The organism is Eleftheria terrae, from assembly GCF_030419005.1.
Taxonomy (GTDB): Bacteria; Pseudomonadota; Gammaproteobacteria; order Burkholderiales; family Burkholderiaceae_C; genus Caldimonas; species Caldimonas terrae.
Map to the genome: position 1 here is coordinate 3,913,096 of NZ_CP106951.1, position 24,766 is coordinate 3,937,861.

Consider the following 24,766-nt stretch of genomic DNA (forward strand, 5'->3'; position numbering starts at 1 on the left):
GCTGATGAAAACCCTCGAATTCAAACCCGACCCTGCGGACAGCTCGCCGCTGTACCTGCAGCTGGCCCAGGTGCTGAGCCAGGCCATCCGCGACGGCCGCTACCAGGTCGACGAGGCCCTGCCTTCGGAGCGCACCCTCTCCGAATCGCTCAGCGTTTCGCGCGTGACCGCGCGCAAGGCCATTGACCAACTGGTGGATCAGGGCCTGATCGTGCGCCGGCGCGGCTCGGGCAACTACATCGCGCCGCGCCTGGAGCAACCTTTGTCCCGTCTCACCAGCTTCTCCGAAGAGCTGAACCAGCGTGGCTATACGCCGAGTTCGCGCTGGCTGGAGCGCACGCTTGCGCCGTCGGTGCCCGAGGAGCAGCTCAGCCTGGGCCTGTCGCCCGGCACCCGGGTGGCCCGGCTGGAGCGGCTGCGGCTGGCCGACGAGGCGGTGATGGCCTACGAGGTCAGCGTGATTCCGCAAGCGGTGCTGCCCAACCCCGAGGCGGTGGAGAACTCGCTGTACGAATTCCTGGCCCGCAGCGGGCACGCGCCGGTGCGAGCGCTGCAGCACATCCGCGCCCTCAACGCGCAGGCCAAGCTGGCCGACCTGCTGGAGGTGCCCACCGGCCAGGCGGTGCTGTTCATCACCCGGATCGGCTACCTCGAATCGGGCCAGGCGGTGGAGCTGACGCATTCCTACTGCCGCAGCGACTACTACGACTTCGTGGCCGAAATGAGGCGGGACGCGGCATGAAAACCTCCGGGGTGATCGAGGGGCACATCCTGACGCCGGAAGGCTTCGTGCAGGGCGTGCTGGCGCATGAAGACGGCCGCATCGTCCGCATCTCGGGCGACCCGGTCGAGGAGCGGGTGGTGCGCCACACCGCCACCGACATCGTGCTGCCCGGCTTCATCGACCTGCACGTGCATGGCGGTGGCGGGCGCGACATCATGCAGGGCGGTGACGCGGCGCAACGGGTGGCTTCGCTGCACCTGCGGCATGGCACGACGTCGCTGCTGGCCACCACCATGACGGCGCCGCTGTCCGACCTGGAAACCGCGCTCACCGCGCTGGGCCCGGCCTGCCGCGAGCGGCAGCGCGGTAGCGCGCGCATCCTCGGCGTGCACCTCGAAGGCCCCTACATCAACTCCGGCAAGCTCGGCGCCCAGCCCAACTATGCGCGCCCGGCCTCCATGGAGGAGCTCAAGCGCCTGGACGCGTTGGCGCCGATCCGCCTGATCACGCTGGCACCGGAGCTGCACGGCAACCTGGAGCTGATCCCCTCGCTGAAGGCCGAAGGCTTCCAGGTGCAGATTGGCCACTCGCTGGGCACCTACGAGGACGGCGTCGAGGCGCTGCACCTGGGCGCCGGCGGCTTCACCCACCTGTTCAACGCCATGACGGGCCTGCACCACCGCGAGCCCGGCATGGTGGGGGCGGCGCTGGCCCATGCCCGCTACTCCGAGATCATTCCCGACCTGCTGCACGCCCATGCGGGGGCCATCCGTGTCGCGCTGCGGGCCATTCCCTGCCTGTACTGCGTGACCGACTCGACGGCCGCGGCCGGCATGCCCGACGGCGACTACATGCTGGGCCGCCACAAGGTGACCAAGTGCATGGGCGGCGTGCGCCTGCCCGACGGCACCCTGGCCGGCTCGACCCTGACGATGGACCAGGCGCTGCGCAACCTGGTCGGCCTGGGCCTGGAGCTGGACGACGCCTCGCGCCGCGTCTCCACCTTCGCCGCCGACTACCTGGCGCTCCATGAGCGCGGCCGGCTGACGCCGGGGGCCTGGGCCGACGTGGTCGTGATGGACCGCCAGCTGCAGCTCAAACAAGTGATCGTTGAAGGAGAGGCCCTGTGAACACCCACATGCTCGACGAAGCCCGCGAAGCGCCGGCAGCCGTCGCCCGCCAGCTCGCCGCCGACGGCGACGCCTATGCCGCCTTCGGTGCGCTGCTGCGCGCCCAGGCCCCCAGCGGCGTGCTGACCATCGCCCGCGGCAGCTCCGACCATGCGGCCAGCTTCATGGCCTACCTCACGATGGCCCGGCTGGGCCGGCTGGTGACCTCGCTGCCGATGTCGGTGGTGACGCTGTACCAGTCGCAGCTGCAGGCGCATGGCCTGCTGTCGGTCGCCTTCTCGCAGTCCGGGCAAAGCCCCGACCTGATCACGCCCACCCGCTACCTGCAGGGGGCCGGCGCGACCACCGCGGCCTTCGTGAACGCGCCGGACTCGCCGCTGGCCGAGGCGGCGCAGTGGGTCTTCCCGCTGCGCGCCGGGCCCGAGCTGAGCGTGGCGGCCACCAAGAGCTTCATCGCGCAACTCGTGGCAGGCGCTCGCCTGGTGAGCGCCTGGGAGGGCGGGGCGCTCGACGAGCACCTGGCTGCGCTGCCGGCAGTGCTGCAGCGTGCGGCGCTGAGCGACTGGAGCGCTGGTGTCGAGGCGCTGCTGCGGGCCGACCGGCTGTTCGTGATCGGCCGTGGCACGGGCCTCGCCATCGCCAACGAGGCGGCGCTCAAGTTCAAGGAGACCTGCGGCATCCAGGCCGAAGCCTACTCCGGCGCGGAGGTCAAGCACGGCCCGATGGCGCTGATCGAAGAAGGCTACCCGCTGCTGGTGTTCGCGCCGCGCGGCCCGGCCCAGGCCAGCCTGCTCGCGCTGGCCGAGGAAATGCGCGGCCGCGGCGCGAAGGTGCTGCTGGCTGCCCCCGCTGGCACGCCCGGCGCCGAGCTGCTCACGGTGGAGACCACGATGTCCGACCTCGATCCGATCGCTGCCGTCCAGAGCTTCTACCCCATGGTCGAGGCGCTCGCACGCGCCCGCGGCCTGGACCCTGACCGCCCCCGCCACCTTGCCAAGGTGACCCGAACGCGGTGACCCCGCCGCCGCGGTGAGCGGCGGCCCCGAGAGAAGAGCCGGCGACATGGCCCTGCCAGGGCCCGGGCGGAGCCTTGTCGTCTTCACAGCGCCAGAAGAGAAAGGAAGACAAATCATGAAAATCAAGCATCTCGCATTGGCCAGCCTTGCCGCCTGCGGCCTGTTGCTCAGCCACGCCGCCAGCGCCGCCGACAAGGTCAAGGTCGAGTTCTGGACCATGAGCATGAAGCCGAAGTTCACGCCTTACTTCGACTCGGTGGTCAAGAAGTACGAGGCGGCCAATCCCAACGTGGACGTTGAGTGGGTGGACGTGCCCTGGGACGTGCTGCAGGCCAAGCTGACCGCCTCCATCGCCGCCGGCAGCGCGCCGGCACTGGTGCAGCTGAACGTGCCCTGGGCCTACGACTATGCCCAGGACGGTGTGATCCAGCCGGTGGACGCCCTGCTCGGCGCCGACCGCGCCGCCTACGCCGAAGGCCCGCTCAAGGACGTGACCTTCAACGGCAAGACCTACGGCTTCCCGCACTACAACGGCGCCAACGTCACGGCCTACAACACCAAGATGTTCCAGCAGGCCGGCATTGCCAAGCCGCCGGCCTCGCTGGATGAGCAGCTGGCTGCAGCCAAGGCCATCAAGGCCAAGACCGGCCAGGCGGGCTTCTCGCCGGCGCTGGGCAAGATCGCCGGCGTCTTCCTGCAGGAAGGCCTGCCGCTGGTGGAGAACGGCAAGGCGGTCTTCAACTCGCCGCAACACGTGGCGCTGCTGGCCAAGTTCCAGGACGCCTACAAGTCCGGCGCGCTGCTGAAGGACAAGCTGTTTGCCGAGGACAACTTCCAGAGCTCCATCGACGCCTACAAGTCCGGTCGCCTGGGCATGCTGGTGGCGCCGCCGCAGGCGCTGGTGCGCATCCGTGACGACGCCAAGGACATCTACGCGGTGACCGAGGTGACGGCCGCACCGGTGGGCCCGACCAAGGTCGCCGCCGGTGGCTGGCTGTTCCACTTCGCGGTACCCAAGGGCGCGACCGGCGCGGTGTTCACCGAGGCCGGCAAGTTCGCCAAGTACCTCACCAATGACGAGAACCAGATCGAGTTCTCCAAGCAGTCCGGCACCTTCCCGACCGCCCGCAAGGCGGCCGCCGACCCGGTCTTCCAGCAGCTGCCGGCGAACGCCGGTGCCTTCGAGAAGGCAGTGTCGACCGGCGCCAAGACGATGGACGCCATCCGCACCCTGTACGTTGCCGGCGTGCCGGACTTCGAGACGCTCAACAAGCGCCTGCAGGACGCCGTCGAAGCGGCAGTGATCGGCCGCAAGGACATCAAGGCCTCGCTGGACGACGCCGCTGCCTTCTGGAACGCCAAGCTGGTCGCCAAGAAGTAAGCGGGCCCTGAGCCCGGCCGCAGCCGCCATCCGGCGGCTCGGCCCCCCGGACGCCAAGCACCCCCGAGCCCGTGGTCGCGCCCGCGACCGCGGCTTGGGCGGAGCCTGGCCCGGATCGACACGAGACAAGACAAGGTCTGCCGATGGACACCACTGCCGACGCGCTGGAGACCACAGCCGTGAACACCCCACGTGCCGCCCGGCGCCCGCGCCTGCCCGCCAGCGCGCAAGCCTGGCTCTTCCTGACCCCGGCGCTGCTGCTGCTGGCAGCCTTCACCTTCTGGCCGGTGTTGTGGGGCAGCTACCTGGCCTTCACCGAATACAAGGTCATCACGCCGCCCGAATGGGTGGGGCTGAAGAACTTCGAGGAGCTGTTCGCCGACGAGGTCTTCATCACCAGCGTGAAGAACTCGCTGCTCTACCTGCTCATCGTGCCCTTCATCCAGCTGGGCGCGCTGGGGCTGGCCGTGCTCGTCAACAACAGCCTGCCCGGCATCAAGTTCTTCCGCGCGGCCTTCTACGTGCCGGTGGTCACCTCGGTCTCGGTGGTCGGGATCATGTGGGGCTGGATGTACAACGAGCAGGGCCTGATCAACGCCGTGCTGCAGTGGCTGCGCGTCATCAACGAACCGGTGGGCTGGCTCACCGACGACCGCATCGCTCTGTACGCGGTGATGTTCGTCACCATGTGGCGGGGCCTGGGCTGGTACATGGTGCTCTACCTTGCGGGGCTGCAATCCATCCCCAAGGAGGTGGAGGAGGCGGCCATCCTCGACGGCGCCAACCGCTGGCAGCGCTTCTGGCGCATCACGGTGCCCATGCTGGCGCCCACCATCCTGCTGTGCAGCGTGCTGTCCACGCTGGCGGCCATGAAGGTGCTGGAGGAGGTGCTGATCCTGACGCAGGGTGGCCCCATCAGCTCCACCTTCACCGGCCTGTACTACGCCTACGACATGGGCATCCGCTCGTTCAACTTCCCCCGCGCGCTGGCCGCCAGCCTGGTGGTGTCGGTGTTCTGCATCCTGATCGCGTGGCTGAACTTCAAGTTCATCCGCCCGCGCCATCGCTGAAGGAGTCCTCGCGATGCTGCCCAAGATCCTGTCCTCGCAACGCCGTGCCCGGCGCCTGGGTGCACTGCTGCACTACCTGGTGCTGGTGCTGGTGGCGCTGTTCTGTGCCTTCCCGATGTTGTGGACCCTGTCCACCGCCATCGGCACCGAAGGCAACGTCTTCGCCTTTCCACCCTCGCTGATTCCCAGCGCCCCCTCCTGGGTCAACTTCGCCGAAGTGTTCAAGGTCATCGACCTGGGGCGCTACTACTGGAATTCGATCTGGATCACCTTCTGGACCGTCGTGTGGACGGTGGTGGTCTGCGCGCTGGCGGCCTACCCGCTGGCGCGGCTGAAGTTCAAGGGCCGGCAGCTGGTGTTCTCGATCATCCTCGTGACGCTGATGCTGCCCACCGAGGTCAACTTCCTCGTCAACTTCATCACGATGAGCAAGCTCGGCCTGGTCAACACCCACCTCGGCGTGATCCTGCCCACCATCGCCGGCGCCATCGGCATCTTCATGCTCAAGAGCGCCTTCGAGGAAGTGCCTCAGGACCTGATCGACGCGGCGCGGGTGGATGGTGCCTCTGAGCTGCGCATCTTCTGGCAGATCATGCTGCCGCTGGCGCTGCCGCAGATCGCCACGCTCATCATCTTCACCACCGTGACCAGCTGGAACAACTTCCTCTGGCCCGGGGTGGTGCTGACCAAGTCGGAGCTGATGCCCCTGGCTGTCGGCATCCTCGAGCTCTCCGGCACCTTTGGCAGCGCCACCCGCGTGATCGCCGCCGGTGCGGTGCTCACCATCGCGCCGGCCCTGCTGGTCTTCTTCTTCACGCAGCGCTTCTTCATGCGCGGCCTCGACGGTGCCGTCAAGTGAGCGCGGCTGTCCACCCCCTTTCGACAAGCACATGATGAACTCCACGCCCTCTTCTGGCAGCGGCTTCCATGCGGGCTCGCTGGTCATGGTCAACATCGAAGGCACCTCGCTGAGCGCGGCGCAGGCCGACTTCCTGCACCGCCACCGCATCCGGGCGGTCTGCCTGTTCCGTGCCAACCTGGGCAGCGAGGATGAAGTCAAGCGCCTGACCGCCGACCTGCGCGCGGTGATGGGCCCACACGCGCTGATCGGGCTCGACCAGGAGGGTGGGGCGGTCGTTCGGGCCACGTTCCTGCCGCAGGCGCCGGCCCCGATGGCGCTGGGCGCCACCGGTGACGCGGCGCTGAGCGAAGAGGTCGGTGCTGCGGTGGCCCGTGGCCTGCGCAGCCTCGGCATCAACTGGGACTTCGCGCCGGTGCTGGACGTCAACAACAACCCGCACAACCCGGTGGTGGCCGAGCGCAGCTTCAGTGCCGACCCGCGGGAAGTCGCCCGCCTCGCCGGCGCCTGGATGCGTGGCGCGCTGCGCGAAGGCGTGGCCTGCTGCGTCAAGCACTTCCCCGGCCATGGCGACACGCATGTCGACTCTCACCTCGATCTGCCGGTGGTGGACAAGCCGCGCGCCGTGCTGGAAGCGCTGGAGCTGCTGCCCTTCAAGGCCCTGAAGGATGAGGCGCCCGCGATGATGACGGCCCACATCGTCTACCCCCAGCTTGATCCCGAACACCCGGCCACGCTGTCGCGCGCGGTGCTCGGCGACTTGCTGCGGCGCGACTGGCGCTATGACGGCGTGGTGATCACCGACTCCTTGGTGATGAAGGCCATCCACGAGCGCTACGGCCACCACCGTGCCGCGGTGATGGCGCTGGCGGCCGGCGCCGACATGGTGATGGCGCTCGGCAGTTTCGAGGAGCAGGCGGCGGCCGTGCAGGCCATTGAAGATGCACTGGCCGACGGTCGCCTGGACCTGGCCCAGTGCCGCCGTGCCGAGGCCCGCCTGCACGCCCTGGCCGACCGCTTCCCGGTCGACCATCGCCCCTATCCGCAAGAGCAGCGCCGCCTCGACCAGCAGCTGATGCAAGGCGCCTGGAGCCGCGGCCTGACGCTGTGCGGGCCGGCCCGCCCGCCGGCACCCGGCTCGCGCGTGCGCGTCATCGCCCAGCGCCGGGTGCCCTGCGACGGGGTGTCCGAAGCGGGCCTCGACGGTGAGCAGGTCGCCGCGCTGCTGTCGCGCCACTTCGACGTCGAGGCGGTGCTGGTGAAGGACCTGCTGGCCATGCGCTGGTCGGAGCTGCCGGCCGATGACCGCTTCAACGTGCTGGCCTCCAACCACCGCCTGCGCTATCCGGCCGAGTCCGGTGGCGGCTGGGCGCCCGACCTGCACCTGGTGCTGTGGAACCCGTTTCAGGCGCTCGACATCGCTGCGCCGGCCGCGGTGACCTGGGGCTACGCCGACGGCGCCCTCAACGCCCTCGACCGCTGGCTCGCTGGCAGCCTGCGCGCCGAAGGCCGTGCCCCGGTCGCCCTGGCGCCCTTGGCCTCTTCCCCGAACTGACCCTCGAACTGACGAACCCGGAGCGCTTGCGATGGCACGCCTGCAACTCAAAAAGATCCAGAAAAGCTACGACGACCGCGTCCAGGTCATCCACGGCATCGACCTCGACGTGCGGGCCGGCGAGTTCATGGTGTTCGTCGGCCCCTCCGGTTGCGGCAAGTCGACGCTGCTGCGCATGATCGCCGGGCTGGAGGACATCAGCGGCGGCGAGCTGCGCATCGGCGACCGCGTGGTCAACGACGTGGCGCCAGCCGAACGCGGCATTGCCATGGTGTTCCAGAGCTACGCGCTCTACCCGCACATGACCGTCGCCGAGAACATGGGCTTCGCCCTCAAGCTCGCCGGCACGCCCAAGGCCGAGCTGAAGGCGGCGGTGGACCGCGCCGCCGAGATCCTGCAGATCACCCACCTGCTCGACCGCAAGCCCAAGGCCCTGTCGGGCGGTCAGCGCCAGCGGGTGGCCATCGGCCGCGCCATCGTGCGCAAGCCGCAGGTCTTCCTGTTCGACGAACCGCTGTCCAACCTCGACGCGGCGCTGCGCGTGCAGATGCGGGTGGAACTGTCACGGCTGCACCGCGAGCTGGGCACGACCATGATCTACGTGACCCACGACCAGGTCGAGGCGATGACCCTGGGCCAGCGCATCGTCGTGTTCAACGGCGGCCGCATCGAGCAGGTCGGCACCCCGCTGGAGCTCTACGAGCATCCCGCCAACCTGTTTGTCGCCGGCTTCCTGGGCTCGCCCCGCATGAACTTCCTGCCCGCGCGGCTCGGCCCGGTGTCGGCCAACCAGGCCGAGGTGGTGGCGCCGGGCGGCGCCCGCCTGCAGCTCGCCGCCGATGCCCGCGGCGCCGCCGCCGGCTCGGACTGCACGATCGGCGTGCGCCCCGACCACCTGGGCCTCGCCGCGGCCGGCCAGCCGGGCCTGCCCGGACGCATCGACCTCATCGAGTACCTGGGCGACGCGGCCCTGGTGCATGTGCGCTGCGAAGGGCTCGCCGAGCCGCTGATCGTGCGCGTGCCCGGCTCCGACCTGCCGTTCGCCAGCGGCGCCACTTGCAGCCTGCAACCCGATGCCACGCGTGCCTGCCTGTTCGACAGCCAGGGGCGCGCTTTTCCCCGCCCGGCCGGCTTGACCTCCGGCTGAGGCATTTCCCCCGCGTGTTGTTCACGACCACTCCACACACAACCTTCCAACGGAGAGACAAAACATGAACCGCATCCAACTGCTGGCCGCCGCGGCCGCCTTGACCTGCGCCTCCTCGGCCTTTGCCGACATCAAGAACGTCGACATCTACGGCGTCGTGGCTTTCGGGCTGATGTCCACCGAGAACAAGCTGGGCAAGCGCACCGACGAAGTGCTCAACGAGTCGCGCATCGGCTTTCGCGGCTCCAAGGACCTGGGCAAGTTCCCCGGAACCAAGTTCATCTGGCAGTTGGAGACCGGCTTCCTGGGCCCCAACGGGCTCTCGGCGAAGACCTATGAGTCCGGCACCCTCGGCACGCGGGACACCTGGGCGGGCCTGGAAGGCAATTTCGGCAAGCTGCGCATCGGCCGCTTGCTGACCCCTTATGGCGAAACGCTCGACTGGCCGTTCGCCAACGGCGGCGTGAACCCGCTGGTGGAGGCGACCAGCGTGCCGGGCGGCGGCTCCTACGTGCGGGTGTCCGACCAGCTGCGCTGGGACTCGCCGAAGTTCGGGGATTTCACCGTGTCGGCGTCCTTCGGCCGCGGCGACCGCAACGCGGAAAAGGACAACGACTTCATCCAGCGCAAGTCGCGCTCGGCCTCCATCGTGGGGCACTACTCGATCGCCGGCGCCACGCTGCATGCAGGCTACGAGTACAACCGCGGTCGCTCCGCAGCCAACGGCGACATGGAACAGGTTGGCAGCCATTCGTCCAACTGGTTGCTGGCGGCCCAGAGCCCGACCTTCAACGGCTTCTCGCTGTACGGCGCCTGGCTGCGCGGCGCTTCTGACGTGAAGGAATCGTTCAAGGCAGGCGATGTGACCTACACCCCCGGCGACTACGACCGCGACACCTGGCAGCTGGCGCTGCAGTGGGCCAATGCCGACTGGGTGCTCAAGGCCAGCCACGCCCGCAACGACGACCTGGACGGCCCGGTCACCGACAAGGGCGGCCACATCAGCGCGGTGCAGGCGCTCTACATCGTCGACCCCTCGCTGGTGGTCTTCGGGCGCTACGTGAAGGCCTCCAACCCCGCCACCACCGCTGGCTGGTGGAACAAGTCGCGGGTCCTGTTGGGCCTCGAGTACGCCTTCTGAGCCGCCTCGCGGCACCTCTCCTCATCCGGCGCGCCTTGCGAGAGCGAGCGCCGGCTTCTCTTCGGGGCGCCATTTGGCGCCCCTTTTTTTGCCTGCCGCACGGTGTCGGCGCTGCTCCCACAAAAATATTTGAAGATTTTTCGAGGAGGGCTTGGCATTTCCGGAAAGATGTCGCTAGAATCTGTGGCTTCGCCGCGGAGGGGTGCCCGAGTGGCTAAAGGGGGCAGACTGTAAATCTGTTGGCTTACGCCTACGCTGGTTCGAATCCAGCCTCCTCCACCAAGGCGAAACAAATTTGTTTGGCTTGGGCGCGGTTGAAGTGATGCCTGGCCTGAGAGGTCTCCCGCAAGGGGTCTCGAAGGCGCTCCCGGGCGGGAGTAGTTCAATGGTAGAACCTTAGCCTTCCAAGCTAATGACGCGGGTTCGATTCCCGTCTCCCGCTCCAGCGCTGACAGGCGCGCGAGAGTGGTTTTTCCGGGTCGATACCGGTTTGGGTGTTCAATGAGCATCCAAACCCGTGTCGATGCCCATGTGGCTCAGTGGTAGAGCACTCCCTTGGTAAGGGAGAGGTCACGCGTTCGATCCGCGTCATGGGCACCACCTCATTCATACCGTCCAACACCGACATTCGGCCGTCAGGAGATCGGAAAAATGGCAAAAGGCAAGTTCGAGCGTACCAAGCCGCACGTCAACGTGGGCACGATTGGTCACGTGGACCACGGCAAGACGACGCTGACGGCAGCGATCACGACGGTGCTGTCGACCAAGTTCGGTGGCGAAGCGAAGGCCTACGACCAGATCGATGCGGCGCCGGAAGAGAAGGCGCGCGGCATCACGATCAACACCGCGCACGTCGAGTACGAGACGCAGAACCGCCACTACGCGCACGTCGACTGCCCGGGGCACGCCGACTACGTGAAGAACATGATCACCGGCGCGGCCCAGATGGACGGCGCGATCCTGGTGTGCTCGGCCGCTGACGGCCCGATGCCGCAGACCCGCGAGCACATCCTGCTGGCGCGTCAGGTCGGTGTGCCGTACATCATCGTGTTCCTGAACAAGTGCGACATGGTGGACGACGCCGAGCTGCTGGAGCTGGTGGAAATGGAAGTCCGCGAGCTGCTGAGCAAGTACGACTTCCCCGGCGACGACACCCCGATCGTGAAGGGTTCGGCCAAGCTGGCGCTGGAAGGCGACAAGGGCGAGCTGGGCGAGCAGGCGATCATGCGCCTGGCCGAAGCGCTGGACACCTACATCCCGACGCCTGAGCGTGCCATCGACGGCACCTTCCTGATGCCGGTGGAAGACGTGTTCTCGATCTCCGGTCGCGGCACCGTGGTGACCGGTCGCGTCGAGCGCGGCGTGATCAAGGTCGGCGAAGAAATCGAAATCGTCGGCATCAAGGCCACGCAGAAGACCACCTGCACGGGCGTGGAGATGTTCCGCAAGCTGCTGGACCAGGGCCAGGCTGGCGACAACGTGGGTATCCTGCTGCGCGGCACCAAGCGTGAAGACGTCGAGCGCGGCCAAGTGCTGTGCAAGCCGGGCTCCATCAAGCCGCACACGCACTTCACCGCCGAGGTGTACGTGCTGAGCAAGGAAGAGGGCGGCCGCCACACCCCGTTCTTCAACAACTACCGTCCCCAGTTCTACTTCCGCACCACCGACGTCACCGGCGCCGTGGAGCTGCCGAAAGACAAGGAGATGGTGATGCCGGGCGACAACGTGTCGATCACCGTCAAGCTGATCGCCCCGATCGCCATGGAAGAAGGCCTGCGTTTCGCCATCCGTGAAGGCGGTCGCACCGTCGGCGCCGGCGTCGTTGCCAAGATCATCGAGTAAGAGAAGAGGTTTAGGGGTATAGCTCAATTGGCAGAGCGTCGGTCTCCAAAACCGAAGGTTGGGGGTTCGATTCCCTCTGCCCCTGCCAGATACCAGTGACTCAGGCGCCTGGCGCCGGCGCCAGCCGCCTGAGACCGGATTTGGCCCCTCCAGCAGCCCGCAGGCAGGACCCGACAGGGTCTGACAAGCCCGGCGGGCTTTGCTGCTGATGGTGGCGGTCCAGCCGTCACATTCCAAACGAAACAAATGAGCCAACCACAAGTCGAAACCGTCACCACCGGCGCAGACAAAGCCAAGCTCGCCCTCTCGGGCGCCTTGGTCATTGGCGCTGTGGCGGCGTTCTACCTGCTGAACCAGCAAGACACCTGGGTTCGCGTCGTGGCGCTGGCCCTCGGCTTGGTGGCTGCGGTGGCCTTGTTCTTCACGGCCGAGCAGGGCAAGCAGCTGATCGGCTTCTCGAACGAGTCGTGGCGCGAGGTCAAGAAGGTCGTGTGGCCGAGCCGCAAGGAAGCCATGCAGATGACGGGCTATGTCTTTGCCTTCGTCGTCGTGATGGCGCTGTTCCTCTGGCTGACCGACAAGACGCTGGAATGGGTGCTGTACGACCTGATCCTCAACTGGCGCTGAAGGAGTGCACGACGTGAGCGAAAACGAAAGCGGAGCCTCGGCCAAGCGCTGGTATGTCGTGCATGCCTATTCCGGCATGGAAAAGGCGGTGGAGCGCAATCTGCGCGAACGCATCGACCGCGCCGGCATGCAGGACAAGTTCGGCCGTATCCTGGTCCCGACCGAAGAAGTCATCGAGGTGAAGAACGGCAAGAAGGCCGTCACCGAGCGCCGCTTCTTCCCCGGCTACGTGCTGGTCGAGATGGTGATGGACGACGACACCTGGCACCTGGTGAAGCACACGTCCAAGGTGACCGGCTTCGTCGGCGGTGCCCGGAACCGCCCGGTGCCCATCTCGGAAGACGAGGTCATGAAGATCGTCAACCAGATGCAGGAAGGCATCGAGAAGCCCCGGCCCAAGGTGGAATGGGAAGTGGGCGAGGTGGTGCGCGTCAAGGAAGGCCCCTTCACCGACTTCAACGGTGCCATCGAGGAAGTCAACTACGACAAGTCCAAGCTGCGCGTCTCGGTCACGATCTTTGGCCGGGCGACGCCCGTGGAGCTGGACTTCCATCAGGTCGAGAAGATCTGACGCAGTGGCCCGAGTGCCGCGCGGCCGGGACCAGCGCCCGCCGCCGTGGCCCGCACTGCCCTGAATTTCAGTGGCGTGTCCTTCCAGCCCCGGGGCGCGCCGCCATGCAAGCAAGTGGGTTGTTTCGACGAGGAGCTGGCCGCAAGGCCGGCGATTGAACTCGGTTAGGAGCCATCATGGCCAAGAAGATTGTCGGCTTCATCAAGCTGCAAATCCCGGCAGGCAAGGCCAATCCTTCGCCCCCGGTCGGTCCTGCGCTGGGTCAGCGCGGCCTGAACATCATGGAATTCTGCAAGGCGTTCAACGCCCAGACCCAGGGCGTCGAGCCCGGTCTGAAGCTGCCGGTGGTCATCACCGCCTTTGCAGACAAGTCCTTCACTTTCGTCATCAAGACCCCGCCCGCGACGGTCCTGATCAAGAAGGCCGTCAAGATCGAGAAGGGCTCCAGCCGCGCCCACCTCGACAAGGTCGGCAAGATCAGCCGTGGCCAGCTCGAAGAGATCGCCAAGACCAAGATGAAGGACCTGACGGCCGCCGACCTCGACGCCGCTGTCAAGACCATTGCAGGCTCTGCCCGTTCGATGGGCATCATCGTGGAAGGTGTCTGATCATGGCCAAGCTGACCAAGCGCCAAAAGGCTAACCAGGGCAAGGTCGAGAGCACCAAGCTCTATCCGATCGAGCAAGCCCTGTCGCTCGTCAAGGAAGCGGCTGTCGCCAAGTTCGACGAGTCGATCGACGTGGCCGTGCAACTCGGCATCGATGCGAAGAAGTCCGACCAGGTCGTGCGTGGCGCCGTCGTGCTGCCCAACGGCACTGGCAAGACCAAGCGCGTCGCCGTGTTCGCCCAGGGTGCCAAGGCCGAGGAAGCCAAGGCCGCCGGTGCCGACGTGGTCGGCATGGAAGACCTGGCCGAGCAAGTCAAGGCCGGCAACCTGAACTTCGACGTCGTGATCGCCTCGCCGGACACGATGCGTATCGTCGGTACGCTGGGCCAGATCCTCGGCCCGCGCGGCCTGATGCCGAACCCGAAGGTCGGTACCGTCACGCCCGACGTCGCCACCGCGGTGAAGAACGCCAAGGCAGGCCAGGTGCAGTTCCGTGTCGACAAGGCCGGCATCATCCACGCCACCATCGGCCGTCGTTCCTTCGACGCCGACAAGCTGCGTGGCAACCTGGCGGCGCTGCTGGAAGCCCTGAACAAGGCCAAGCCGGCATCGAGCAAGGGCGTGTACCTGCGCAAGGTCGCCGTGTCCTCGACGATGGGCATCGGCGTGCGCGTCGATGCAGCGACGATCAACGCTGCACCGGCTGCCTGAAGAAGCATTTGAAGCGCTGTCGCGCATCGCGTGCGGCGCTTGAATTGGTGGGCCGCAGCCTTTCTCACGGAAGGCTGTGGGCTATCAAAGACCGTTGGTGCGGCTTTCGGGCCGCTTAATCCGGAGCAGGGCGCCAAGCCCCACTCCCAGCCAACGCAGATGGCGCACCCGCTGGAATGGATGTGAGGCCGGTCGCAAGACCGGCCTGGTTTCCTGAACAGAGGTCGCTGTTAACTGGTGCACCCGGGGTGACCCGGGTGTGAATGTGAGGAGTAGACCTTGAGTCTGAATCGCAACGAGAAACAAGCCGTCGTGACGGAAGTGGCGGAGCAAGCAGCCCGCTCGCAGACGCTCGCGCTGGCGGAGTACCGTGGCCTCACCGTCGCTCAACTGGACCAGCTGCGCAAGCAAGCCCGTGCCCAAGGCGTGTACCTGCACGTCCTGAAGAACACGCTGGCTCGCCGTGCTGTCGCTGGCACCCCGTTCGAAGTGGCGGCCGAGTCCATGGCTGGTCCGCTGATCTACGGCTTTTCGGAAGATGCCGTTGCCGCCGCGAAAGTCATCGCTGACTTCGCCAAGGGCAACGACAAGCTGGTCATCAAGGCCGGCGCCTACAGTGGCAAAGCCCTCGACGCCGCCGGCGTGAAGGCACTCGCCTCCATCCCGAGCAAGGAAGTGCTGCTGTCCCAACTGTTGGGCCTCATGCAGTCGCCGGTGTCTCGCATGGCTCGCGTGCTGGCTGCCCTGTCCGAGAAGCGTGGCGAAGGCGCCGCTGCCGAGGCACCCGCTGCCGAAGCCGCCCCCGCAGCTTGATTTCATTCATACGAACCCACAGTTTAGGAACCCAAAATGGCATTCGATAAAGACGCTTTCCTGACCGCCCTGGACAGCATGTCCGTGATGGAACTCAATGACCTGGTGAAGGCCATTGAAGAGAAGTTCGGCGTGTCCGCCGCTGCGATGGCTGCTCCCGCTGCTGGCGGCGGCGCTGCTGCTCCGGCTGCTGAAGAGAAGACCGAATTCAACGTCGTGCTGCTGGAAGCCGGCTCGAACAAGGTCGGCGTGATCAAGGCCGTGCGCGAAATCACCGGCCTGGGCCTGAAGGAAGCCAAGGACCTGGTCGACGGCGCTCCGAAGCCCGTCAAGGAAGGCATTGCCAAGGCCGACGCCGAAGCCGCCAAGAAGAAGCTGGAAGAAGCCGGCGCCAAGGTGGAACTCAAGTAATTGCGTTTCCCGCATGGGGCTGGGGGCTTTTCAAGGGCTCCCAGCCTTTTGCGCTTCATGGATTTGTCTCGTGGAGCGCACCCGGAAAGGGAATTCAAGGCACCCTTGAGTACCTTTCCGAGTGTTCTCTGATCCGACTGCAGAGAGACGGTTTGGTCGGACCGCGGTGCAACGCCGAGGTCGTCCGCCAGCGGCTGGTAGTGGCCAGCCACCAAGCTTCAGTTCCGTCCCCCGCCGCCCTATGGGGGAAGCCCCCGGACCTGATCGCCAGTCGCCCGATTGAGCACCTGTTCAGGCCAAGCAGGTCGCTTCAACGTACGGAGTGTTTATGGCGTATACCTACACCGAGCGCAAACGCATTCGCAAGAGCTTCGGCAAGCGCGAAAGCGTCCTCAACGTCCCCTACCTGCTGACGATGCAGCGGGAATCTTACGTCGCCTTCCTCCAGAAGGATGTGCCCCCGCAGAAGCGCAAGCCCGAGGGCTTGCAGGCAGCCTTCCTTTCCGCCTTCCCGATCGTGTCGCACAACGGGTTCGTGGAGATGAAGTTCATCGAATACAACATCGCCAAGCCTCCGTTCGACACCCGCGAGTGCCAGCAGCGTGGGCTGACCTACGCCTCCGCGGTGCGCGCGAAGCTGCAGATGATCGTCTATGACCGCGAGTCGCCGCAGGCGAAGACGGTCAAGGAGATCAAGGAGCAGGAAGTCTACATGGGCGAAGTGCCGCTGATGACGGACTACGGGTCCTTCATCGTCAACGGCACCGAGCGCGTCATCGTGTCTCAGCTGCACCGCTCGCCGGGCGTGTTCTTCGAGCACGACAAGGGCAAGACCCACAGCTCGGGCAAGCTGCTGTTCAGCGCGCGCATCATCCCCTACCGCGGCTCCTGGCTGGACTTCGAGTTCGACCCGAAGGACATCCTGTTCTTCCGCGTCGACCGTCGCCGCAAGATGCCGGTCACGATCCTGCTGAAGGCGATCGGCCTGAATCCCGAGCAGATCCTGGCGAACTTCTTCGTCTTCGACAACTTCCGCCTGATGGATTCGGGCGCGCAGATGGAGTTCGTCTCCGAGCGCCTGCGCGGTGAAGTGGCCCGCTTCGACATCACCGACAAGTCCGGCAACGTCATCGTCGAGAAGGACAAGCGCATCACCGCCCGCCACACCCGGGCGATGGAGCAGTCCGGCACCCAGTTCATCACGGTGCCCGAGGACTTCCTGGTCGGCCGCGTGCTGGCCAAGAACCAGGTCGATCCGGACACCGGCGAGATCATCGCCAAGGCCAACGACGAGCTGACCGACTCGCTGCTGAAGAAGCTGCGCGGCGCCGGCATCAAGGAAATCCAGTGCCTGTACACCAACGAGCTGGATCAGGGTGCCTACATCTCGCAAACGCTGGCCAGCGACGAAACCGCTGACCAGCTGGCCGCGCGCGTGGCCATCTACCGCATGATGCGCCCCGGCGAGCCGCCGACGGAAGACGCGGTCGAAGCGCTGTTCAACCGCCTGTTCTACAGCGCCGACACCTATGACCTGTCGCGCGTGGGCCGCATGAAGTTCAACGCCCGCGTGGGCCGCGACGAGCCGACCGGCCCGATGACGCTGTCCAACGAGGACATCCTCGACGTCGTCAAGATCCTGGTGGACCTGCGCAACGGCCGTGGCGAAGTGGACGACATCGACCACCTCGGCAACCGTCGCGTGCGTTGCGTCGGCGAGCTGGCCGAGAACCAGTACCGTTCGGGCCTGGCCCGCATCGAGAAGGCCGTCAAGGAGCGTCTGGGCCAGGCCGAGACCGAAGCCCTGATGCCGCACGACCTGATCAACTCCAAGCCGATTTCCGCGGCGCTCAAGGAGTTCTTCGGTGCGTCGCAGCTGTCGCAGTTCATGGACCAGACCAACCCGCTGTCCGAGATCACGCACAAGCGTCGCGTCTCGGCCCTGGGCCCGGGTGGTCTGACCCGCGAGCGCGCCGGCTTCGAGGTGCGCGACGTGCACCCGACCCACTACGGCCGCGTCTGCCCGATCGAAACGCCTGAAGGCCCGAACATCGGCCTGATCAATTCGCTCGCGCTGTACGCCCAGCTCAACGAGTACGGCTTCCTCGAAACCCCCTACCGCCGCGTGAGCGACGGCAAGGTGACCGACCAGATCGACTACCTGTCGGCCATCGAGGAAGGCAAGTACGTGATCGCGCAGGCCAACGCGTCGCTGGACGCCGAAGGCAAGCTGATCGACGAGCTGGTCTCCGCCCGTGAGAAGGGCGAGTCGGTGCTGACCTCGCCGGAACGCATCCAGTACATGGACGTGGCGCCGACGCAGATCGTCTCGGTGGCCGCGTCGCTGGTGCCCTTCCTCGAGCACGATGATGCGAACCGCGCACTGATGGGCGCCAACATGCAGCGCCAGGCCGTGCCGACGCTGCGCCCCGAGAAGGCCTTCGTCGGCACCGGCGTCGAGCGCGTCGCCGCGGTCGACTCGGGCACCGTCGTGGCTGCCAAGCGCGGCGGCGTGGTCGACTATGTCGATACCAACCGTGTCGTGATTCGTGTCAACGACAACGAGACGGTGGCAGGCGAAGTCGGCGTCGACATCTACAACCTGATCAAGTACCAGCGTTCCAACCAGAACACCAACATCCACCAGCGCCCCATCGTGCGCCGTGGTGATGTGGTGGCTGCCGGCGACGTGATCGCGGACGGCGCCTCGACCGACCTGGGCGAACTGGCGCTTGGCCAGAACATGCTGGTCGCGTTCATGCCGTGGAACGGCTACAACTTCGAAGACTCGATCCTGATCAGCGAACGCGTCGTGGCCGATGACCGCTACACCTCGATCCACATCGAGGAACTGGTGGTAATGGCCCGCGACACCAAGCTCGGGCCTGAGGAAATCACGCGCGACATCCCGAACCTGTCGGAGCACCAGCTGTCCCGCCTGGACGAGTCGGGCATCGTCTACATCGGCGCCGAAGTGCAGGCTGGCGACGTGCTGGTCGGCAAGGTCACGCCCAAGGGCGAGACCACGCTGACGCCTGAAGAGAAGCTGCTGCGCGCGATCTTCGGCGAGAAGGCGTCCGACGTGAAGGACACCTCGCTGCGGGTCGACCAGGGTACGGCAGGCACCGTCATCGACGTGCAGGTCTTCACCCGCGAAGGCATCCAGCGCGACAAGCGTGCCCAGCAGATCATCGACGACGAGCTGAAGCGCTTCCGCCTCGACCTGAACGACCAGCTGCGCATCGTCGAGGCCGACGCCTTCGACCGGATCGAGAAGCTGCTGACCGGCAAGGTCGCCAACGGCGGCCCGAAGAAGCTGGCCAAGGGTGCGACGATCGACAAGGCCTACCTGGCCGACGTCGAGAAGTACCACTGGTTCGACATCCGTCCGGCGGAAGACGACATCGCCAACCAGCTGGAAAGCATCAAGAACTCGCTGGAGCAGACCCGCCACAGCTTCGACCTCGCCTTCGAGGAAAAGCGCAAGAAGCTCACGCAGGGCGACGAGCTGCCGGCTGGCGTGCTGAAGATGGTCAAGGTCTACCTGGCCGTCAAGCGCCGCCTGCAGCCTGGCGACAAGATGGCCGGCCGCCACGGCAACAAGGGTGTGGTGTCGAAGATCGTTCCGGTCGAGGACATGCCCTACATGGCCGACGGCACGCCTGCCGACATCGTGCTCAACCCGCTGGGCGTGCCCTCGCGGATGAACGTCGGCCAGGTCCTGGAGGTGCACCTGGGCTGGGCCGGCAAGGGCATTGGCCAGCGCATCGGCGACATGCTGCAGCAGCACACCCGTGTGCAGGAGCTGCGCAAGTTCTTCGATGAGCTGTACAACAAGTCCGGCGGCAAGACCGAGAACATCGACGAGCTGAGCGACGACGAAGTCATCGAGATGGCGCAGAACCTGGCCAAGGGCGTGCCCTTCGCGACGCCGGTGTTCGACGGCGCAGCCGAGGAAGAAATCCGCGGCATGCTGAAGCTGGCCTATCCGGACGAGATCGCCAAGGCCAAGGGCCTGACCGCGACCCGTACCCAGGCCACGCTGCACGACGGCCGCACCGGCGACGCCTTCGAGCGCCCGGTCACCGTCGGCTACATGCACGTGCTGAAGCTGCACCACTTGGTGGACGACAAGATGCACGCCCGTTCGACCGGCCCGTACTCGCTCGTCACGCAGCAGCCGCTGGGTGGTAAGGCGCAGTTCGGTGGCCAGCGCTTCGGTGAGATGGAAGTGTGGGCGCTGGAGGCGTATGGCGCTTCCTATGTGCTGCAGGAAATGCTGACCGTGAAGTCCGACGACGTGAACGGCCGTACCAAGGTGTACGAGAACATCGTCAAGGGCGAACACGCGATCGATGCCGGCATGCCGGAATCGTTCAACGTGCTGGTCAAGGAAATTCGTTCGCTCGGCATCGACATCGAGCTCGAGCGCAACTAAAGGAGTCATGCATGAAAGGCTTGTTGGACCTTTTCAAGCAGTTCACCCCCGACGAACACTTCGACGCGATCAAGATCGGGCTCGCATCGCCCGAGAAGATCCGCTCGTGGTCGTTCGGCGAGGTGAAGAAACCGGAAACCATCAACTACCGGACGTTCAAGCCCGAGCGTGACGGCCTGTTCTGCGCCAAGATCTTCGGCCCGATCAAGGACTACGAGTGCCTGTGCGGCAAGTACAAGCGCCTGAAGCACCGCGGTGTCATCTGCGAGAAGTGCGGCGTCGAAGTCACGCAGACCAAGGTGCGCCGCGAGCGCATGGGTCATATCGACCTGGCCGCGCCCTGCGCGCACATCTGGTTCCTGAAGTCGCTGCCGTCGCGCCTGGGCCTGGTGCTCGACATGACGTTGCGCGACATCGAGCGCGTGCTGTACTTCGAAGCGTATGTCGTGGTCGACCCCGGCATGACGCCGCTGAAGAAGTTCTCGATCATGAGCGAGGACGACTACGACGCGAAGCGCACCGAGTACGGTGACGAGTTCGTCGCGCTGATGGGTGCCGAAGGCATCCAGAAGCTGCTGTCGGAAATGGACCTGGACGTTGAGATCGACAAGATCCGCAACGACATGACCGGCTCCGAGCTGAAGATCAAGAAGAACTCGAAGCGCCTGAAGGTCATGGAGGCCTTCAAGAAGTCCGGCATCAAGCCGAACTGGATGATCCTCGAAGTGCTGCCCGTGCTGCCGCCGGACCTGCGTCCGCTGGTGCCGCTGGACGGCGGCCGCTTCGCGACCTCCGACCTGAACGACCTCTATCGCCGCGTCATCAACCGCAACAACCGTCTGGCCCGCCTGCTCGAACTGAAGGCGCCGGAGATCATCGTGCGCAACGAGAAGCGCATGCTGCAGGAAGCGGTCGACTCGCTGCTGGACAACGGCCGTCGCGGCAAGGCGATGACCGGTGCCAACAAGCGCGCGCTGAAGTCGCTGGCCGACATGATCAAGGGCAAGAGCGGTCGTTTCCGTCAGAACCTGCTGGGCAAGCGGGTCGACTATTCCGGCCGTTCCGTCATCACCGTGGGCCCGACCCTCAAGCTGCACCAGTGCGGCCTGCCCAAGCTGATGGCGCTGGAGCTGTTCAAGCCCTTCATCTTCTCGCGCCTGGAGGCGATGGGCATCGCCACCACCATCAAGGCGGCGAAGAAGGAAGTGGAAGCCGGCACGCCGGTGGTGTGGGACATCCTGGAAGAGGTGATCAAGGAGCACCCCGTCCTGCTGAACCGCGCCCCGACGCTGCACCGCCTGGGCATCCAGGCGTTCGAGCCGGTGCTGATCGAAGGCAAGGCGATCCAGCTGCACCCGCTGGTCTGCGCGGCCTTCAACGCCGACTTTGACGGTGACCAGATGGCCGTCCACGTGCCGCTGTCCATCGAGGCACAGATGGAAGCGCGCGCGCTGATGCTTGCCTCCAACAACGTGCTGTTCCCGGCCAACGGCGAGCCGTCCATCGTGCCGTCGCAAGACGTGGTGCTGGGCCTGTACTACGCCACCCGCGAGCGCACCAACGGCCGCGGCGAAGGCATGGTGTTCTCCGACATCGGCGAAGTGCACCGTGCGCTGGACAACGGCGTGGTCGAGATCACCGCCCGCATCAGCGTGCGCCTGACCGAGTACGTCAAGGACAAGGCCACCGGGGAGTTCGTTCCCGAGACCAAGCTGGTCGAGACCACCGTCGGCCGCGCGCTGCTGTCCGAGATCCTGCCCAAGGGCCTGCCGTTCTCGAACATCAACAAGGCGCTGAAGAAGAAAGAGATCTCCAAGCTCATCAACGTGTCCTTCCGCAAGTGCGGCCTCAAGGACACCGTGGTGTTCGCCGACAAGCTGCTGCAGTCGGGCTTCCGCCTGGCCACGCGTGCCGGTATCTCGATCGCGATCGACGACATGCTGGTGCCGCCCGAGAAGCACACCATCATCGAGCGTGCCGAGAAGGAAGTGAAGGAGATCGAGCAGCAGTACGTCTCCGGTCTGGTGACCGCGGGCGAGCGCTACAACAAGGTCGTGGACATCTGGGGCAAGGCCGGCGACGAAGTGGGCAAGGTCATGATGACCCAGCTCGCCAAGCAGAAGGTCGTCGACCGTCACGGCAAGGAAGTGGACCAGGAGTCGTTCAACTCCATCTACATGATGGCCGACTCCGGCGCGCGGGGTTCCGCCGCGCAGATCCGCCAGCTCGCGGGCATGCGGGGCCTGATGGCCAAGCCGGACGGCTCGATCATCGAGACGCCGATCACGGCGAACTTCCGCGAAGGCCTGAACGTGCTGCAGTACTTCAACTCCACGCACGGTGCCCGTAAGGGCCTGGCGGACACGGCGTTGAAGACGGCGAACTCCGGCTACCTGACCCGTCGCCTGGTCGACGTGACCCAGGACCTGGTGGTGACCGAGGAAGACTGCGGCACCAGCAACGGCATCGCGATGCGCGCGTTGGTCGAGGGCGGTGAAGTCATCGAGTCGCTGCGCGACCGCATCCTGGGTCGCGTCACCGCGACCGAAGTGGTGCACCCCGAGACCCAGGAAGGCCTGCTCGGTGCCGGCGACATGCTGGACGAGGACGCGCTGGACGTGATCGAGGCGGCCGGTGCCGACGAGGTCAAGGTGCGCACCCCGCTGACCTGCGCGACCCGCTTCGGCCTGTGTGCCAAGTGCTACGGCCGCGACCTGGGCCGCGGCGGCCTGGTGAACACCGGTGAAGCCGTGGGCGTGATTGCTGCACAGTCCATCGGTGAACCCGGCACGCAGCTGACGATGCGGACCTTCCACATCGGCGGCGCGGCCACCCGTGCAGCGGTAGCCTCCAGCGTGGAAGCCAAGAGCGACGGCATCATCGGCTTCAACCCGACGATGCGCTACGTGACCAACGGCAAGGGCGAACTGGTGGTGATCTCGCGATCCGGCGAAATCATCATCTCCGACCAGCACGGCCGTGAGCGCGAGCGCCACAAGGTGCCTTACGGTGCGACCCTGAACGTCAAGGCTGACCAGCAGATCAAGGCTGGCCTGATCCTGGCGAACTGGGACCCGCTGACCCGCCCGATCATCACGGAATTCGCCGGTCGCGCGAAGTTCGAGAACGTCGAGGAAGGCGTGACGGTCGCCAAGCAGGTCGACGAGGTCACCGGCCTGTCGACCCTGGTGGTGATCGACCCGAAGCGCCGCGGCGCCGCCAAGGTGGTGCGTCCGCAGGTCAAGCTGCTGGACTCCACCGGCAACGAGGTGAAGATCCCTGGCACCGACCACTCGGTGACCATCGGCTTCCAGGTCGGCTCGCTGATCCAGATCCGCGACGGCCAGGACCTGGCGCCCGGTGAAGTGCTGGCGCGGATCCCCGTCGAAGGCCAGAAGACCCGTGACATCACCGGCGGTCTGCCGCGTGTGGCCGAGCTGTTCGAGGCCCGTTCGCCGAAGGACAAGGGCATCCTGGCGGAGGTCACCGGCACGGTGTCCTTCGGCAAGGAAACCAAGGGCAAGGTCCGCCTGCAGATCACCGATCCGGACGGCAAGGTCTGGGAAGAGCTGGTGCCGAAGGAAAAGAACATCCTCGTGCACGAAGGCCAGGTGGTGAACCGTGGCGAGCTGATCGTCGACGGCGCGGCGGATCCGCAGGACATCCTGCGCCTGCTGGGCATCGAGGAGCTGGCACGCTACATCGTCGACGAAGTGCAGGACGTCTACCGTCTGCAGGGCGTGAAGATCAACGACAAGCACATCGAGGTGATCGTTCGCCAGATGCTGCGCCGCGTGCAGATCGTCAACCCGGGCGACACGACCTACATCGCCGGCGAGCAGGTGGAGCGTTCCGAGCTGCTGGACACCAACGACCGCATGCGCAAGGAAGGCAAGATCGAGGCGACGCACAGCGATGTGCTGCTGGGCATCACCAAGGCCTCGCTGTCGACCGACTCCTTCATCTCGGCGGCTTCCTTCCAGGAAACCACCCGCGTGCTGACCGAGGCGGCCATCATGGGCAAGCGCGACGAGCTGCGTGGCCTGAAGGAAAACGTCATCGTCGGTCGCCTGATCCCGGCGGGTACCGGTCTCGCCTTCCACCAGGCCCGCAAGGCCAAGGAAGAGATGGACGAGCAGGAGCGCCGTGCGATCGCGATGCAGGAAGCCGAAGAAATGGCGGCCCTGCAGATGGCGCATGTCGACGCCGGCCCTGAAGAGGGTGGTGCGCCGACTGGCGAGTGAATGGCTGAAGGGGCGCCCGCTCCACAGTAGAAAAGGCGGCTTCGGCCGCCTTTTCTTTTGTCCGGTCCACACCGGACGTTGACTGCCGCCCACGACACCGCATCACAGCTGGCACCTCTGCTGCCGGTGGCCCGCGTGCCGGCCCGCGCAGCGGGGACGTCGCGGCGGATAGGGCCAGCCGTGAACAGCGACCTCCCTCCAGGCTGGGCCCGTCCTTCGAGACCTCATGCAGGCGCTGCGGCTTGGCTATCGCCGCATTCAGCGCACCACTGCCCACCCAGCATGGCAGTCCATCGGCAACGACGGGTTCAATTGCTGCGGCGCCCCCGGCCGCCACGGCTTGGCCTCGCTCCGGCTCCTTGACAGCGCACAGGCAGGTCGCCGGGGAAGGTACAAACCCTGCCCCATGTTCAAGGGATACAGTGCCTTCGCCTTTGGGCAGAGCATGCTTGAGGCATTGCTGTCAAAGGAAGCCGGCG

18 protein-coding genes and 4 tRNA genes are annotated in these 24,766 nt (G+C 66.0%); all 22 read left to right on the plus strand.

What is annotated here, in order from left to right:
- The first annotated feature begins 4 nt into the window (after nt 1–4).
- The 22 genes from N7L95_RS17335 (at nt 5) to rpoC (ending at nt 24,287) form a co-directional block, all read left to right on the plus strand.
- On the plus strand, nt 5–742 hold the full coding sequence (locus N7L95_RS17335) for a GntR family transcriptional regulator (RefSeq protein ID WP_301256513.1): 738 nt from the start codon (nt 5–7) through the stop codon (nt 740–742).
- On the plus strand, nt 739–1,854 hold the full coding sequence (nagA, locus tag N7L95_RS17340; protein ID WP_301256514.1) for an N-acetylglucosamine-6-phosphate deacetylase: 1,116 nt from the start codon (nt 739–741) through the stop codon (nt 1,852–1,854). Before N7L95_RS17335 ends, nagA begins: the two co-directional genes overlap by 4 nt.
- The gene (locus tag N7L95_RS17345; protein ID WP_435870026.1) at nt 1,851–2,870 is read left to right on the plus strand and encodes an SIS domain-containing protein; all 1,020 of its coding nucleotides are present in this window, start codon (nt 1,851–1,853) and stop codon (nt 2,868–2,870) included. Before nagA ends, N7L95_RS17345 begins: the two co-directional genes overlap by 4 nt.
- 115 nt (nt 2,871–2,985) lie before the next feature.
- Nucleotides 2,986–4,251, plus strand: coding sequence for an extracellular solute-binding protein (locus N7L95_RS17350; protein WP_301256515.1), 1,266 nt, complete (start codon nt 2,986–2,988; stop codon nt 4,249–4,251).
- A 143-nt stretch (nt 4,252–4,394) separates the two neighbouring features.
- Complete coding sequence (locus N7L95_RS17355; protein ID WP_301256516.1) at nt 4,395–5,321, plus strand: carbohydrate ABC transporter permease; 927 nt, start codon at nt 4,395–4,397, stop codon at nt 5,319–5,321.
- A 13-nt stretch (nt 5,322–5,334) separates the two neighbouring features.
- A complete protein-coding gene (locus tag N7L95_RS17360) occupies nt 5,335–6,180 on the plus strand; it encodes a carbohydrate ABC transporter permease (RefSeq protein ID WP_301256517.1) in 846 nt (281 codons plus the stop codon).
- Between the two features lie 34 nt (nt 6,181–6,214).
- Nucleotides 6,215–7,735, plus strand: a complete 1,521-nt coding sequence (gene nagZ, locus N7L95_RS17365) for a beta-N-acetylhexosaminidase (protein ID WP_301256518.1) — start codon at nt 6,215–6,217, stop codon at nt 7,733–7,735.
- A gap of 31 nt (nt 7,736–7,766) precedes the next feature.
- Nucleotides 7,767–8,882 carry an ABC transporter ATP-binding protein gene (locus N7L95_RS17370; protein WP_301256519.1) on the plus strand — a complete coding sequence of 372 codons (1,116 nt, stop codon included), beginning with the start codon at nt 7,767–7,769 and terminating at the stop codon, nt 8,880–8,882.
- A gap of 64 nt (nt 8,883–8,946) precedes the next feature.
- Nucleotides 8,947–10,023 (plus strand): porin, encoded by a 1,077-nt coding sequence (locus N7L95_RS17375; RefSeq protein WP_301256520.1) that lies wholly within the window; start codon nt 8,947–8,949, stop codon nt 10,021–10,023.
- Nucleotides 10,024–10,219: 196 nt separating this feature from the next.
- Nucleotides 10,220–10,305: transfer RNA gene (locus N7L95_RS17380), tRNA-Tyr, on the plus strand.
- Between the two features lie 89 nt (nt 10,306–10,394).
- A tRNA-Gly gene (locus N7L95_RS17385) sits at nt 10,395–10,468 on the plus strand.
- An 80-nt stretch (nt 10,469–10,548) separates the two neighbouring features.
- Nucleotides 10,549–10,623 (plus strand) — tRNA-Thr (locus tag N7L95_RS17390).
- Between the two features lie 51 nt (nt 10,624–10,674).
- A complete protein-coding gene (tuf, locus tag N7L95_RS17395; RefSeq protein WP_301256521.1) occupies nt 10,675–11,865 on the plus strand; it encodes an elongation factor Tu in 1,191 nt (396 codons plus the stop codon).
- Nucleotides 11,866–11,877: 12 nt separating this feature from the next.
- Nucleotides 11,878–11,953, plus strand: a tRNA-Trp gene (locus N7L95_RS17400).
- 158 nt (nt 11,954–12,111) lie between these two features.
- A complete protein-coding gene (gene secE / locus N7L95_RS17405; protein ID WP_301256522.1) occupies nt 12,112–12,492 on the plus strand; it encodes a preprotein translocase subunit SecE in 381 nt (126 codons plus the stop codon).
- A 76-nt stretch (nt 12,493–12,568) separates the two neighbouring features.
- Nucleotides 12,569–13,063 (plus strand): transcription termination/antitermination protein NusG, encoded by a 495-nt coding sequence (nusG, locus tag N7L95_RS17410; RefSeq protein WP_301260175.1) that lies wholly within the window; start codon nt 12,569–12,571, stop codon nt 13,061–13,063.
- Between the two features lie 176 nt (nt 13,064–13,239).
- On the plus strand, nt 13,240–13,671 hold the full coding sequence (rplK, locus tag N7L95_RS17415) for a 50S ribosomal protein L11 (protein ID WP_265407208.1): 432 nt from the start codon (nt 13,240–13,242) through the stop codon (nt 13,669–13,671).
- Between the two features lie 2 nt (nt 13,672–13,673).
- On the plus strand, nt 13,674–14,381 hold the full coding sequence (gene rplA, locus N7L95_RS17420) for a 50S ribosomal protein L1 (protein ID WP_301256523.1): 708 nt from the start codon (nt 13,674–13,676) through the stop codon (nt 14,379–14,381).
- Between the two features lie 279 nt (nt 14,382–14,660).
- Nucleotides 14,661–15,194, plus strand: coding sequence for a 50S ribosomal protein L10 (gene rplJ, locus N7L95_RS17425; RefSeq protein ID WP_301256524.1), 534 nt, complete (start codon nt 14,661–14,663; stop codon nt 15,192–15,194).
- Nucleotides 15,195–15,230: 36 nt separating this feature from the next.
- On the plus strand, nt 15,231–15,605 hold the full coding sequence (rplL, locus tag N7L95_RS17430) for a 50S ribosomal protein L7/L12 (RefSeq protein ID WP_301256525.1): 375 nt from the start codon (nt 15,231–15,233) through the stop codon (nt 15,603–15,605).
- 328 nt (nt 15,606–15,933) lie between these two features.
- Nucleotides 15,934–20,043, plus strand: coding sequence for a DNA-directed RNA polymerase subunit beta (rpoB, locus tag N7L95_RS17435; protein WP_301256526.1), 4,110 nt, complete (start codon nt 15,934–15,936; stop codon nt 20,041–20,043).
- Nucleotides 20,044–20,054: 11 nt separating this feature from the next.
- The gene (gene rpoC, locus N7L95_RS17440) at nt 20,055–24,287 is read left to right on the plus strand and encodes a DNA-directed RNA polymerase subunit beta' (protein ID WP_301256527.1); all 4,233 of its coding nucleotides are present in this window, start codon (nt 20,055–20,057) and stop codon (nt 24,285–24,287) included.
- The last annotated feature ends 479 nt before the right edge of the window (nt 24,288–24,766 follow it).